At 49.2% G+C, this 15,003-nt stretch carries 10 protein-coding genes and 1 tRNA gene; 7 read left to right on the forward strand and 4 right to left on the reverse strand.

Annotated features, from left to right (window positions below; translation table 11 throughout):
- A partial coding sequence (locus tag ACO5JD_RS06985; protein ID WP_484988703.1) for an ABC transporter permease/substrate-binding protein occupies nt 1-1,439 on the forward strand: 1,439 nt, incomplete at its 5' end.
- 12 nt (nt 1,440-1,451) lie between these two features.
- Entirely contained in the window at nt 1,452-2,210 is a 759-nt protein-coding gene (locus tag ACO5JD_RS06990) for an ABC transporter ATP-binding protein (RefSeq protein WP_484988705.1), read from the forward strand.
- A 27-nt stretch (nt 2,211-2,237) separates the two neighbouring features.
- Here the strand turns inward: ACO5JD_RS06990 and ACO5JD_RS06995 are convergent, their stop codons facing one another.
- Both ACO5JD_RS06995 and ACO5JD_RS07000 read right to left on the reverse strand, forming a co-directional pair.
- Nucleotides 2,238-3,374, reverse strand: a complete 1,137-nt coding sequence (locus ACO5JD_RS06995) for a CobW family GTP-binding protein (RefSeq protein ID WP_484988707.1) — start codon at nt 3,372-3,374, stop codon at nt 2,238-2,240.
- 692 nt (nt 3,375-4,066) lie between these two features.
- Nucleotides 4,067-4,143 (reverse strand) — tRNA-Met (locus ACO5JD_RS07000).
- Between the two features lie 184 nt (nt 4,144-4,327).
- Between ACO5JD_RS07000 and ACO5JD_RS07005 the strand changes: the two genes are divergently transcribed.
- The 3 genes from ACO5JD_RS07005 (at nt 4,328) to ACO5JD_RS07015 (ending at nt 9,535) form a co-directional block, all read left to right on the forward strand.
- The gene (locus ACO5JD_RS07005) at nt 4,328-4,951 is read left to right on the forward strand and encodes a glycerol-3-phosphate acyltransferase (RefSeq protein WP_021626635.1); all 624 of its coding nucleotides are present in this window, start codon (nt 4,328-4,330) and stop codon (nt 4,949-4,951) included.
- 186 nt (nt 4,952-5,137) lie between these two features.
- Nucleotides 5,138-5,734 (forward strand): hypothetical protein, encoded by a 597-nt coding sequence (locus ACO5JD_RS07010; RefSeq protein WP_021626634.1) that lies wholly within the window; start codon nt 5,138-5,140, stop codon nt 5,732-5,734.
- A 69-nt stretch (nt 5,735-5,803) separates the two neighbouring features.
- Nucleotides 5,804-9,535, forward strand: a complete 3,732-nt coding sequence (locus tag ACO5JD_RS07015; protein WP_484988709.1) for a phosphoribosylformylglycinamidine synthase — start codon at nt 5,804-5,806, stop codon at nt 9,533-9,535.
- A 144-nt stretch (nt 9,536-9,679) separates the two neighbouring features.
- On the opposite strand, the gene ACO5JD_RS07020 is transcribed toward ACO5JD_RS07015, so the two are convergent.
- Nucleotides 9,680-10,135, reverse strand: a complete 456-nt coding sequence (locus ACO5JD_RS07020; RefSeq protein ID WP_484988711.1) for a hypothetical protein — start codon at nt 10,133-10,135, stop codon at nt 9,680-9,682.
- Between the two features lie 305 nt (nt 10,136-10,440).
- On the opposite strand from ACO5JD_RS07020, the gene ACO5JD_RS07025 reads away from it, so the two are divergent.
- Nucleotides 10,441-11,046: an HD domain-containing protein gene (locus tag ACO5JD_RS07025; protein ID WP_021626631.1), complete on the forward strand. Its 606-nt coding sequence runs from the start codon at nt 10,441-10,443 to the stop codon at nt 11,044-11,046.
- Here the strand turns inward: ACO5JD_RS07025 and ACO5JD_RS07030 are convergent.
- A complete protein-coding gene (locus ACO5JD_RS07030; protein ID WP_484988713.1) occupies nt 11,043-13,706 on the reverse strand; it encodes an acyltransferase family protein in 2,664 nt (887 codons plus the stop codon). The two genes, ACO5JD_RS07025 and ACO5JD_RS07030, sit on opposite strands and share 4 nt — an antisense overlap.
- A gap of 192 nt (nt 13,707-13,898) precedes the next feature.
- Here ACO5JD_RS07030 and galE point away from each other — a divergent pair, with 192 nt between their 5' ends.
- The gene (gene galE / locus ACO5JD_RS07035; RefSeq protein ID WP_484988715.1) at nt 13,899-14,966 is read left to right on the forward strand and encodes a UDP-glucose 4-epimerase GalE; all 1,068 of its coding nucleotides are present in this window, start codon (nt 13,899-13,901) and stop codon (nt 14,964-14,966) included.
- Nucleotides 14,967-15,003 lie beyond the last annotated feature (37 nt).

The raw sequence follows: 15,003 nt of genomic DNA on the forward strand, positions 1-15,003 counted from the left end.
TTGCCATCATCGTAGGTGGTATAACCGGCATTCTCATAAGCCACTTTCAAAGAACTGCAAAGCTCACGCTTGCCGTCATTAACTTTCTCTACACCATCCCGTCCATCTCCATGCTTGGTTTTTTGATCCCGTTCTCAGGAATCGGCAACGTCACCGCCGTCATTGCCCTAACGGTTTATGGACTGCTTCCCATGGTTATCAATACGCATACCGGACTTACCAATATTGATCCGCTGCTCGTTGAAGCTGCTGAAGGTATGGGCAGTACCACCCTGCAAACGCTTGTCAAAATCAAAATTCCTCTGGCACTTCCCGTTATTATGTCAGGCATTCGCAGTATGACCGTCATGACCATTGCTCTTGGCGGCATTGCATCCTTCATCGGCGCGGGAGGCTTGGGCGTTGCCATTTATCGCGGCATTACCACCAATAACTCAGCCATGACCATGGACGGCAGCCTCCTTATTGCCTTTCTCGCCTTAACCGTAGATTTTTTGCTTGGATGTATCGAAAAGCGCATGAAGCTCAGAAGCGCCGAGACTCACGAGCATAATAAAATTGCAGGTATTATAGGTATTGTCCTTGCTGTCATCGCTGCTGTTACGCTCTTTTTACCTTTTGGTCAGAAAGAAATTATCAGTATTGCAACCAAACCAATGACTGAACAATACATACTTGGCGAGGCACTCAAAGAACTCATCGAACACAAAACGAACCTCAAAGTAAATCTTACGCAGGGAGTCGGTGGCGGCACTTCAAACATTCAGCCCGGAATGGAGAAGGGCTCGTTCGACATCTATCCGGAATATACGGGCACTGGATGGAACCTAGTCCTAAAAAATACCGATTTCTATTCCAACGACAAGTTCTCACAACTTCAGAGCGAATACCAGCAAAAATACAATATGGACTGGCTAGGTATGTACGGATTTGAGAACACCTTTGGCCTTGCCGTCAGGAAAGACATAGCCCAAAAATATAACCTGCAGACCTATTCCGATCTTGCACGCGTCTCAGACCGACTTACCTTTGGCGGTGAATATGACTTCTTTGAACGCGAAGATGGATATACCGCCCTTTGCACAGCATATGGAATGACCTTCAAAAAGACCGTTGATTTAGACATCGGTCTTAAATATGAAGCCATGAGCCAGGGAAAGATCGACGCCATGATAGTCTTTACTACTGACGGTAAACTCAATACTGCCAATGTTGTCATTCTAAAAGATGATCGCCACTTCTTTGCCTCATATCAGGCAGGTAATGTAGTGCGAAGCGAGGTCTTGCAAAAACATCCTGAGCTCAAGGATCTTCTCGAAAGCCTTACCAACACCATCACCAACGAGGACATGGCCCGTATGAATTACGAAGTTGAAACCAACGGCAGGGAACCCAAAGACGTGGCCCATGAATACCTTGTGTCCAAGGGTCTCGTGTAGGAGGTAATACCCATGGCAACTGCAATCGAATTCAAACACATTCACAAAGCCTATGGCGAGAAAATCATCATCAGTGATCTTTCCCTTACGATTGAGCAAGGTGAATTTGTCACGTTTATTGGATCTTCGGGTTGCGGTAAGACAACGCTTCTTAAAATGGTCAATGGCCTTACTACGCCCACCAGCGGAAACGTTCTTGTTAATGGAGAAGACATTCGCGAGAAGAACCTCATTGAGCTTAGGAGAAACATCGGCTACGCCATCCAAGGCAGTGTTTTGTTCCCACACATGACCGTTGAGCAAAATATTGCTTATGTGCCCAATCTCCTTAATAAAAAGGATACCAAGCGAACCAAAGATGCCGTTACCAAATGGATGCAAATCGTAGGTCTTGACGAAGAGCTTAAAGATCACTATCCTGCCGAACTCTCCGGAGGTCAGGCACAACGCGTAGGTATTGCCCGCTCTCTTGCGGCGTCGCCAGACATTCTGCTTATGGACGAGCCTTTTGGCGCGGTTGACGAGATTACCCGCGATCAGCTCCAAGAAGAAATCAAGCGTATCCATAACGAAACGAACATTACCATCCTCTTTGTCACTCATGATATTTCCGAAGCACTCAAGTTGGGTACAAAAGTGCTGGTCATGAATGCAGGAGAGATTCAGCAATATGGAACACCTCACGAAATCTTCCATAAACCTGCAACGGATTTTGTCGGGCAGTTGGTAAAGCGCGGTGTCTATCAGGATCTATCTACCGAAAACGATTGATTGTGTCCGACTACGCCTACGTATCGCCTAGGCCTCGGGGACATACTCGGTGAGGCACGCATCCAGACCGGCTTTAAGCTCTTCATGGTCCATGTGCCGACCGATGAAGCAGAGCTTTGTTTGACGATCCCCCAGTTTGGGATCCCAGTCTTCGCGCAGCTCGGGCTTCTCGTCAAGCAATGTTTCACAGGCCTCAGGCGGCATAGAATCATAAAAGAGACCATTCTCGTAAAATTGCACCTGCTTACCGGCCTGTTCAAACACATAGCTCATATCGGGATCTTGCGCCACCCACAGCGACCCCTTCACACGAATGATGCTCTTGGGCCATCCGGACACGAACTCATTCAGTTTCCTAAGGTTAAAGGGCTTACGACGCTTGTACACAAAAGTTGTAATCTCGTATTCCAGCACCTCGGGATCTTCATGCTCTTCCGGATGCTCCATTGCATCCATCCACGCAGCCGACGCATAAGCCTTATCAAAGTCAAAACGGCCGGTGTTGATAAGCTCGGTGAGAGGAATGTTGCCATTCTGAGCCTCAACGATGACCGCATCTCTTTGCAGCCCGCGCACCAGAGCCTTAAGCTCCGTCAACTGTTCCGCAGTCACCAGATCGGTCTTATTCAAAACCAGCGTCGAGCAAAACTCAATCTGCTGAATCAAAAGGCTCTCAATATCGTCTTCTTCTATATCGCTGGCGAGAAGAGCTTTTCCGCCGTTGAACTCGTCGTACATGCGCGCGCAATCGACCACGGCAATGATATTGTCAAGGCTTACGTGAGAGTGCTTGGAGGAGTGCTGACTCTGATTGCAGAATGCCGAGATGTTGTAGGTGATGGGGATAGGCTCACAAATGCCGGATGCCTCGATAATGATGTAATCAAACTCCCCGGTATCGGCCAAATCGCCAAGCTGCAAGGCAAGGTCATTTGAAAGTGTGCAGCAAAGACAGCCATTTGTCAGCGGGATGACATCGCCCTCTTTTGCATATCCACCGTCTCGGATCAAGCTGGCATCCACGTTAATCTCACCAATGTCATTCACGATAACGGCAGCGCGAATACCTTGGGTATTGGAAAGGATATGATTCAAAATGGTTGTTTTTCCTGCACCGAGATATCCGGTAAGCAGGGCAATTCTGACTTCTTTGGAATCGGCCATCACAAACTCCCATCACAAGCCGCCATCACTGACCATAAAGAGGAACCCCAACCAAAGTCGAAGTTCCTGTAAATATCACGATACCATGTAGGCAGGGTGCTATCGCAGGTACTGCTTTTATGTGCTACATCATACGCTTGATAATGAAATCAAATACCCGCGTGGGAAGCACCGAGTGCCAGAAAACACCAGCGTGTGCCCCGGCTCCTACAAGATAGCGAGTTTTCGGTCTGCGCGCGTTTACCGCTTTAAGGATGGCCTTTACCACCACACTCGGTCTGCTCGCAATCGGCCCGTTATAAATTCCCCGAATGCTGCGAGCAGTTTCGATGGCCCGATGTTCATATACGCCACTGCGAGAAGATGCCTCCAGGTGGTCGGCCGCGATATAGGGCCAGTTGGTTTTTATAAAAATTCAAAGATAAGTTCAGAACGGTTGCGCCAGAGCGCAAATTCGACCCTCGTTGCTTGCACCAGGGCGCAAAAGAGGTTTCTTTCTGCCGCAACCATATTTGCGCCAGGGCGCATGTTAATAACTACCGCTTGCGCCACACCGCAACCAGAGGCCCGTTTTCGCGGCGTTTTTGGCCACCCGCGAAAAATTTTTGGCGGTAAAATGTCGGTCGGGTTGGCGGTCAGATGTCGGTCAAAAGAAAACCCTGACCTGTCTTCACAGGTCAGGGCCTTGATTTTGGTCGCGGGGGCCGGATTTGAACCAACGACCTCCGGGTTATGAGCCCGGCGAGCTACCAGACTGCTCCACCCCGCAATATCTGGATGCGCCTTAGCGCGATATATAAAGATACGCATTAGCTCCGCCTCTGTCAAACGGCAATCCAAAATCGTGAAATTTTATTCACATCTCCTTGCACGCGTCACCAATACTGTCCTAGAAAAAAGCTATTCTGAAAGCTACAACCATTTCGAAGAACAATAATCTCGAGGGGAGCCCCATGGAAATGCGCATCACTAGTCTGCTCATTGGTTATTTCCTTGGCTGCTTTCTCACCGCAGACATCGTCTCTTACGCTTTTGCTCACAAAAGTGCCTTTGAGCTGGGAGTAGGCAACCCCGGCATGGCAAACATAGGACATGAGCTTGGTAAAGGTGCCGCACTACTTGTCCTCGCGGGTGATATCGCAAAAACTATCGCAGCATGGCTCATCGCTCGTGCACTCTTTCCTAATGTTGCTCTGCTTGCAGGAATGTGGGCGGGTCTTGGCACTACGCTCGGTCACAACTACCCTATCTGGCATCACTTTCGCGGAGGCAAAGGTGTCACCACCACCTGCTCTGCCATCATTCTTGCCTCTCCTCTGCTGGGCATTGACTCCTGCCTCTTTGGTCTACTTGTCGTAATCCTGTCGGGCTATCTCTGTGTGGGCGCCATCGCAATTTGTACCTGCTGGCTTGCTCTTGTAGCCATTGCCCACATGCCAACAGAATTTCTCCTCATTGCGGTAGCCCTGCTGGCATTGATGGCTATCGCACATGGCAGCACCCTACGAGGAATCCCCAGCGGATCAACGCCCCGCGCAGGTATTTCAACCAAAATACGTGGTATTTTGCACCGCTAACAGAAGAATAGCTACCGCTGCACCGCGTACCGTGAAACTGATACCGCACACCTTGTGCGTCAACAAAAATTTTGTCGCTAAATTGATAACCTACTTTCTGACGATAAAAGTTTTGTTGCTTTCCCCTTCTTTAGTGGATAAGCAGCACGCCGCCGATGAACTGGCATTTTGCGCCCCCTATTGCATATGCCTCACCTCATCGCGGTGATGGCATTCGCCTTTGGAGGATTGGCGATGGGCACGTTTGCACTAGTCATAGTTATCGGCTTGGTGCCTCTACTGTCAGTTTTGATTGAGTGGATTGGCGATTCTGGCATCTCCGAGCGCCACCACAGCCATCACGATACCTATCTCGTGCCTCGCTCAATTTCCTCTACGCTCATGTTGATGATGACATTTGTCGGTGTATTGGGCCTCGTTGCCGGCTGGCTCTGCTCGGTAGGCGTTTTTACTGCAGATGCTATTTCGGTCTACACTTTTTTTGCTTCTTTTTTAGTGGTGGCTTTTATTATGTGGCTCGGCATCCGTCGCTATCGTGTGACAACCTTTGCAGACTCACTCAATGTAACTCCATTTTTTGGTAGCACAAAGAAAATCCGCTATGACGAGATCCAGCGAATGCGTTGGTTGCGCAGTTATTTGGGCAGTGGCTACCGCAGCTTGCTTATTTATGGACAATCTACCCATGCCTTTCTCTGGGGCACTCTTGACCTCGAACAAATCCTCTCGCGCATTAACCGATTTGATGTCATGAGTCACAACGAGACAGACCTCAAAATCTAACGGTCGCGCTATCATAGAGCCTGGCACGAAACCCAACCTAAGCATCCCCATTTTGGAAGGCAGGTCCCTATGGTCTCGCGCGTTTTCGTGGAGAAGAAGCCCGGTTTTGATATCGAAGCTCGTCAGCTCGCTCACGAACTTCAAGAAATTCTGGGCATCGCACATCTCGACAATTTGCGCCTTTTTAACCGTTACGACGTCGAAGATATTGATACGGCTCTATTCAAGCAGTGCATACCTACGGTATTTTCCGAACCTCAAAGTGACAATGTCACATCTGAATTACCCACTTTACCTAAAGATGCGTACGTTTTTGCAACCGAGTTTTTGCCGGGTCAATTTGACATGCGCGCAACAAGTGCAAGCGAGTGTATACAGCTCATTAGTCAGGGTGAACGTCCTGAGGTACGTTCGGCCAAGGTTTACGTACTCACTGGTGATTTAACTGACGCAGACGTGGATGCCATCAAGCACTATGTCATCAATCCAGTCGAAGCACGCGAAGCTTCTCTTGAACCTCGCAAGACACTCAAACAGCATATTGTGACACCTGACGCGGTTGAGATTTTAGATGGTTTCAACGCTCTGGGCAGCGATGAGCTGGCGGAATTTCGCACCAGCCATGGCCTAGCAATGGATCAAGCTGATATTGAGTTTTTGCAAAACTACTTCCGCAGTGAGCAGCGCAATCCCACCATTACAGAGGTGCGTGTTATTGACACCTACTGGTCGGATCACTGCCGCCACACCACCTTTGGCACCAAGCTCGAAAATATAAGCATTGATGATGAGGATGTTCGCGCTGAGTATGAGCACTACCTAGAACTACGCCGTGAGCTTGGTCGCGAGGAAAAACCCTTGTGCCTGATGGATATTGGCACGATTGGTGCCATGGCCCTTGTGCACCGAGGTATTTTGACACGTTTGGACAAATCTGAGGAAATCAATGCCTGCACGGTCAAATGCAAGGTTGATGTTAATGGTCACGATGAGGACTGGCTCTATCTCTTTAAAAACGAAACGCACAACCATCCCACCGAAATAGAACCATTTGGCGGTGCCGCCACCTGCATCGGCGGTGCAATCCGCGATCCTCTTTCTGGCCGTAGCTACGTTTATCAAGCCATGCGCGTTACCGGTGCTGGTGACCCCTTGGTACCCGTTGCGGATACACTGGAAGGCAAACTTCCTCAACGCAAGCTTGTGACGACTGCAGCCGCAGGATATTCTTCTTATGGCAACCAAATTGGTCTTGCGACAGGTCAGGTCAGCGAACTTTATCACCCCGGATATGTGGCAAAACGCATGGAAATTGGTGCTGTTGTAGCAGCCACCCCTGCAAGCCATGTTCGTCGCGAAGTCCCTGCTCCAGGGGATCAAATTGTTTTGCTTGGTGGCCGTACAGGCCGCGATGGTATTGGCGGAGCTACCGGCTCTTCCAAGGCTCACAATGTCGAGTCACTAGAGAAGGACGGCGCTGAAGTTCAAAAAGGCAATGCTCCTATCGAACGTAAGCTCCAACGACTTTTCCGCCGCGAAGACGCCTGCAAACTTATCAAGCGTTGCAATGACTTTGGTGCAGGTGGCGTTTCTGTTGCAATTGGCGAGCTGGCCGATGGATTGGCAGTCAATCTAGATGCTGTTCCCAAGAAGTACGAAGGTCTTGATGGCACCGAGCTTGCTATCAGTGAATCTCAGGAGCGTATGGCAGTTGCATTGGATCCTGCTGATGTTGATGAGTTTATGGGCTATGCGCGCGAGGAAAATCTCGAAGCAACGGTCGTAGCTAAAGTCACTGCAGAGCCGCGCCTACGCATGATGTGGCAAGGAAAGACCATCGTTGATGTGAGTCGTGAGTTCCTAGGCTCTAATGGTGCGCCAAAACATCAGGATGTCCACGTAGAAAAGCAGAGCAGCTATCATCCGTCTTGGCAGGGGGATAGCCTGAGCGAGCGTCTCGTCTCTTTGGTTACCGACGAGAATATTGCTTCCAACAAGGGACTTTCCGAGCGCTTTGACTCCACCATCGGTGCTGCAACTGTACTCATGCCTTTTGGTGGCAAAACCCAGCTCACACCTCCAATGGCTATGGTGGCAAAGCTACCTGTTGATGGTGAAACCACTACAGTTAGTGGTATGGCCTGGGGATTTAATCCATATCTGATGGAAGTCAATCAATTTGCTGGTGCATATATTTCTGTAGTTGAGTCATTGTCACGTCTTGTTGCTGCCGGCCTCAATCGCCAGGACACATACCTGACTTTCCAAGAGTATTTTGAACGGCTGCGCGATGTACCCGAGCGCTGGGGCAAGCCTCTAGCTGCTCTGCTGGGCGCGCTCAAGGCGCAAGTTGAACTTGAAGTGGGCGCTATCGGCGGCAAGGATTCCATGTCTGGCTCCTTTGAGAATCTTGATGTACCGCCCACACTCGTCTCGTTTGCAACAGCAGTAGGCTCGATTGACCGCATTACCAGCCCTGAACTCAAACATGCTGGATCCGAACTATGGCTTATCAAACCAAATTATTTATCTGATGGCATTATGCCCGAAGCCAAGTCACTGCTTGCAATGCTTGATTATATTCAGAAACTCATCGGCGATAAAGCCGTGAGTGCCGCAGCGACTCCTGGCTATGGGTGTTTGGCTGAGGCTCTTTTCAAGATGTGCGTGGGCAATCAAATTGGTCTGACTCTCGACGAGACCATCAGCTCAGACAGCCTCTTTGAGCTTGCTTATGGCAGCTTTGTACTTGAACTGGCAGAGGGTGCATGCTTGCCCGAACTGCCTGAGAACGTCAACGCCATTCGCCTAGGTGTTAGCTCCGCCGACTATCTCTTGAGCTGCGAAGATGAGCAGATTGATCTTTCTGGCTTACAGGAAGCTTGGGAGTCCCATATGGAGCCCGTCTTCCCCTATCGCGGTGCAGGTGAGCAGGTCGAGACCATAAGCTTTGACATTGCCAACAAGAATATCAGCCGTCCAACTCCCAAGCTTAAGCTCGCTAAACCTCGCGTCATCATCCCTGTTTTCCCTGGCAACAACTGTGAATATGACTCTGCTTATGCCTTTGAACGTGCAGGTGCTGAGGTGAGTACGCTTATTATCAACAACCTCACACCTCAGGCCGTTTCCGAAAGTACCGCCGAGTTGGTACGCCAAATCAAGGCAAGCCAAATTATCATGATCCCCGGTGGCTTTAGTGGCGGCGATGAGCCAGACGGTTCTGCAAAATTTATCACTGCATTTTTCCGTGCGCCTGAGGTTACCGAGGCAGTACGCGACTTGCTGCAGGCACGTGATGGCTTGATGCTAGGTATTTGCAATGGCTTCCAGGCACTGGTTAAGCTGGGCCTTGTGCCCTACGGCGATATCCGTCCAATGGACGAGAGTTGCCCCACGTTGACCTTCAACAACATCGGCCGTCATCAAAGTAGGCTCGTACGCACACGCGTTGCTTCTAATCTTTCGCCTTGGCTTTCACGCTGCGGGGTTGGCGATATACATACCATTGCTATTAGTCATGGTGAAGGCCGTTTTGTGGCAAACGATGAACTGCTTACTCAGATGATAGCATCCGGCCAGATTGCAACTCAGTACGTAGACGAGCAGGGCACACCAAGCATGAGTCTAAACGTGAATCCCAATGGCTCTGTTATGGCAATCGAAGGCATTACCAGCCCTGACGGCCGCATCTTTGGCAAAATGGGACATACTGAACGCTGGACTGCGGGCAATTTCCAAAACGTCCCTGGCAATCACTTCCAACCTATTTTTGAAGGTGGTGTCGAGTACTTCAGTTAAACAAAGTGTTGTTATAGCAGACAAAAGCAGGGGCGAAGAGTGTTTCGTCCCTGCTTTTTTGATTCGTAGAACATAAAGCATGCCTGATTTTGACGCATACCTCGCCACAATCGAAAAACTAAGCGAGGTAAAGATTACGGGCCATTAGGGTTCTGCTGTATATGTCACGCGTATATTAGAAATTTTTTCATAAGGCTCGAAGTTTTTGCCATCGTAGCTGACATATAACTTGCCAGTGTTATTCCTTTCATAAGCTAGGTGAGCTAAAGCATAAAAGCTGCCTTTTTCATCAAGCAATACATAAATATTTGGGTCATCAGTTTGCTCCGCAGTCCCCGTCACATAGTCGGTGTCAGGAGTCCGTGCACCCCATGTGACGATGCGACTGTCTTCTTTAGTTTCAAAATAAATAGAGTTATCTATTTCTGTTCCAACAGCATATGTCCCCTTCAAGGAATACCCCTCGAGTGCACCCGTGGCGATGTAGTTAAGCACCACACCTTTCCCTATAAACATCATTACAAGAAAAGTAATAACTATTGAAGCCACAGCAGTGATACATAGGAGCAAGGCGTTTTGCTTTGTTATGTTCTTGAACATATTAAGCCTTCACTACTCTGTAATCATGCCCGCAAACAATTGGGAAAGAATGGTTACGCGTAAAAAATGTTTCTTTCCATGCGTATCAACATGGTAACCCGTATATGGCGTAATATCCGCATGCGTACTGTTTATTTCGGTAAACGGTTAATAAAAAGATAGTAGACCTGACTCCATATTTATAGTTATCAATATTCCAGTCCTCTTTTATGTGAGCACATTTTGACCAGTCTTTTTGATCTGTCAGCTTCTACAATAAAGCGCAATGAATATTGCATCATGTTCTAAACCCCAAAGGAAATCACATGACACTCTCTCCACAAGAAGAACTTGTAGTTGAAAATACAAAATTTTATATTGACCAACTCTTTTCTAACAATGTGGACGGGCATGATAGCGCTCATAGCCTACGCGTATATAACAATGCACTGCAGATTGCAGCCGAAGAAGCCGAGTGTAAACTTTTTGTCGTAGCACTCGCTGCTTTGCTCCATGACTGTGATGATCACAAGCTTTTTCAAAGCAGCGATTGCGATAATGCGCGCGCATTCCTCGCTACACAGCGGCTAGGCCCCACACTGATCCAGCAAGTCTGCTGCACCATTAAATCGGTTTCTTTCAGTCAAAACCGTGGCAAGAAGCCTGCAACTCTCGAGGGTAAAATCGTACAAGATGCAGACCGATTAGATGCGCTTGGCGCTATCGGTATCGCAAGAACCTTTGCATATGGGGGCAAGCATAATCGCAGTCTGCAGGCTTCTGTTGACCATTTTTACGACAAATTACTCCTGCTCAAAGATGAGCTCAACACGGAAGCAGCACACCGCATTGCTACAACGCGACACCAGCTTATGATTGGTTTTCTTGATGAGCTTTCCACGGAAACAGGCTGGAAGCTTAGAGAATCCTAAGACTTCTGCGTCCCTGCTACCACATCACCTGCTGTTGAATCATCTAGGTCTGTATGGGCAGCATCACCGCTCGACACATCGTTTTTATCAGCCTCTACCGTATCACCAACCGCATCACTCACGAGCTTTGCGTATGCCTTAGCACCCTTTTTACTGAGATTAGCACCGTCACCTGCAAAGTACTCATCGTGGCCTGCACTCGCCTTGTACCAGTCAATAAGTTTCACGTTGTTGTGAGAGTCAGCCAACTCCTTTAACAGCTTGTTGTTACCATCCTGCCAAGGGCCTGTCGAACGAACACTCACCAACCAAATCTTGCAATCAGAACCCAACTCATCAATCGTGTTCTCAAGGTCACTTTTCACCAAGACAGACTCAGCGCCAATAGCAATTACAACATTGGGTCCCACAACCTTTTTCTTGAGATAGCTTGCAATTGTCTCATGCGTAGACTTGGAGCTGCGACCCTCGGCACAGTCAATTGCACCCTGTGGGAAAGCAGCCGCTAGCTCATCAGTGGCATCCAAGGCTACGGTGTCGCCAACCACCAGAGTCGAATAGGTTGTATTTTCCTTGGTAGGCGTCTCATAATTCATCGACTTCTTAATGAGCTGCGCGTACGCTGCTGCACCCTCGGGTGTAACATGCTCACCATCTTGCCAAACCCAATTGTCATGGCCCTTGCTGTGGTCATACCAGTCAATAACATTCACATTGTCATGAGCTTCAGCAAACTTGCTAATCAGCTGATTGTTAGCGTCCTGCCAATTATCTTTCATGCGATTGTTGACCAACCAGAGCGTACGCCTATCACCAACAAGTTCAAGCAGCTGATCAAGCTCTGCTTCCTTAAGTGCGCCGTTAGAACCAAGACAGCTCACCACGGTATCGCCCACAACACCTTGGTCGATATAGCCTTTAAGCACCTTGATACCCGCGTCCATCTGGCGAGAAATCTTGCAATCAATCAGCCCTTTGGGGAAAACTTCTGCAAGCTTGTCATAGGCATCCAATGGCACAGAATCGCCTACAAGCACAACATCGTAAACGCCATCAGCAGTGGGAGTACGCAGAGAAGCAGCCGCTACGTGATCTTCTCCAGGCTTGCCACCTGCCGCATCAGCAGCAGGCACCAACGCCAAACCAAACACTGCAATCAACAACGTCAACGTCGCTGGCACAATTATCAGCACGCGCTGCTTGAACGCCAACGCAGCTCCGCGCTCACGCAATTCGTCAAAAAAGTTTGCAATCGTTGTAGTAAGCGTACCTTTTTTGCTCAAAGGCTGCTCGACAAAACGGTAGGTCAAATCAGCCGCCAGTAACGTAAGCGCCAGCTGCAACACATATGACCACCAGGGCGTACCTGAGGTCGAATTGAAATTTGAGAAGAGTAGAACTATGGGGTAATGCCAGAGGTAAAGAGCATAAGAGCGCTGACCCAGCCACACAAAAGGTGGCAGAGATAGCAATTTGGAGATGATAGTTCCCGAAGGAAGCAGGGCGGCAATGGCAATAACACTCACCACAGATGCAAGCGCAACGCCGCCATAATAAGAAAACGACGTATATCCTTCAGTAAACACCAACATGACAAGCAGTGCCGCGATAGACAGAGCTCCTGCCGCCTCGGCAATCTGGCGATTTTTACCCTCAGCAACCACTGCTGCGGTCTGCCGGAGTGGCAACTTGAAAGCAAGCCAGCAACCCAAAAGCAGGCTCATTGCGCGCGTATCGGTACCATAGTACGCACGTGAAGGATCTGCTCCAGGCGTATAGAGAAAGGCCATCAGCGCAGTAGAAATAGCTGCCAATACAAGCAAGCCAATACGAATATGGCGTTTGGGCACATGGCAACGCATCAAAAGATACAAAAGCGGTGGCCACACCAAGAAGAACTGCCACTCAATGGCCAACGACCAATAATGCGTCAATGGCGAAGGAGCGCCCGCAGCTGCAAAATAAGAAACCTTAGTCAAAATTTTTGACCAATTAAGCACCATCAGCAAAGACGGAATAACATCGGGTCGCATTTTGGTCAGCAAAATGTGGTTAAACAGCGTACAAAGCGCCACCGTCACTACTATGCAAAGTATTGCTTGCGGCATCAACCTGCGAACACGACGCAGGAAATAAGCTTTGATATCAAAACGTCCCTTGTTACGAGCAAATTCACTCATCACGCTGTCGGTTGCCAGATAACCCGAAAGCACAAAGAGAATCGTAACACCCAGCAAGCCACCCGACATCCACTTAATACCCATGTGATATGCAATAACAGCTAGTGCGCAAATCGCACGCAGGCCATCGAGCGCATCAATACGCCGCCCTTTATTGCGTGAAGCAGCATTACGCCCTCCGCTGTATGGAGTAGCACTATTGGACATGGCAGGTGTGGCGGCACCTCTCGTTTGACGAGCACTCAGCCTTTCTTCTCTGTGCAAGTCGCGAGCCGCTTGTTTTGCTTGCGCTGCATGCTCAGAGCGCCCCGCATCAGTGTGCCCAAACAGACCTCGATGCTCTTGTTGACGAACATTGCGACGAGCACGACGGAGTTCTTCAGCTTCACGGACACTGCGGCGCGGCGTATGAGCTCTGCGGTTATTTGAGCTTCGAGAGCTGTTACCGCGAGAGTAATCTGGTTCCATACGCTGATTCACGTCACTCCTCCATCATTTAAGCTTTGATACTTCGCTATGGTAGCAGGTCAGCAGGTATAAATACCTAATAAGTAAACTTTGGTTGTTCTACTTATCGGTAAAATGTCCATCACAGCTCCCCACGTTACCAACATCAAGCGCATGTATACTCTTTCTAGCTTGGTTTCACTCTTATCTAATTAAGGAGCAGACATGGGCCAGAAGAAGGATCCCAAGGATACGTGCGTACTCGTTACAGGCGGCGCAGGCTTCATTGGCAGCCACACCGTAGTCGAATTATTACAGCAAGGCTATGAGGTTATTGTTGTCGATGATCTTTCCAATGCCTCTGATATTGTTATCGACCGCATTGATGAGATTGTGGGCGACGAAGCAGCCAGCCGCCTGACCTTCTACGAGGCCGATGTGAATAGCCGCAAGGCCATGGATACCATCTTTACAGACAATCAAATTGACCGTGTTATTCACTTTGCGGGCTACAAAGCCGTAGGTGAGTCCGTCGAAAAACCCATCGAATACTACAAGAATAATCTAGGTAATACACTTAACCTCGTTGAGGTCATGCGTGATCACGGCTGCAAGTCCATAATTTTTTCCAGCTCAGCTACCGTCTATGGTGAACCCGACACGCTGCCGCTAACCGAAAACAGTCCCAAGAAACCTGCCACCAATCCTTATGGCTGGACCAAGTGGATGATCGAACAAATCCTAACCGATTTGCATGTGGCAGATCCCGAGTGGGATGTCGTTTTGCTTCGCTACTTCAATCCCATCGGCGCACATCCCTCAGGTCTTATGGGCGAAGATCCCAAAGGTATTCCCAACAACCTTGTACCGTATGTCGCACAAGTTGCCGTGGGCAAACGCGAATATGTCCGTGTGTGGGGCGATGACTATCCCACGCCCGACGGCACTGGCGTCCGCGACTATATCCATGTGATGGATCTTGCTTCAGGTCATGTGGCGGCCCTTGCTTGGATGAATGGTCGCACAGGTGTTGAGATTTTTAACCTCGGCACTGGTAAGGGTTCTTCTGTGTTGGATGTGGTGCACGCCTTCTCGCGCGCTTGTGGAAAGGAGCTGCCTTACAAGATTGGTCCCCGTCGCGCAGGCGATGTTGTTGCCAACTATGCAGATTGCAGTAAAGCAGAGCGAGAGATGGGTTGGAAGGCAAAATACAACCTCGATGATATGTGTCGCGATAGCTGGAATTGGCAGAGCAACAATCCCAATGGCTATGAGTCTGAAGGTGAGGAGTAACTACTCCCCTATGACAGCCGCAAACAGTGTGGCCGTC

Source organism: Olegusella sp., assembly GCF_057238325.1.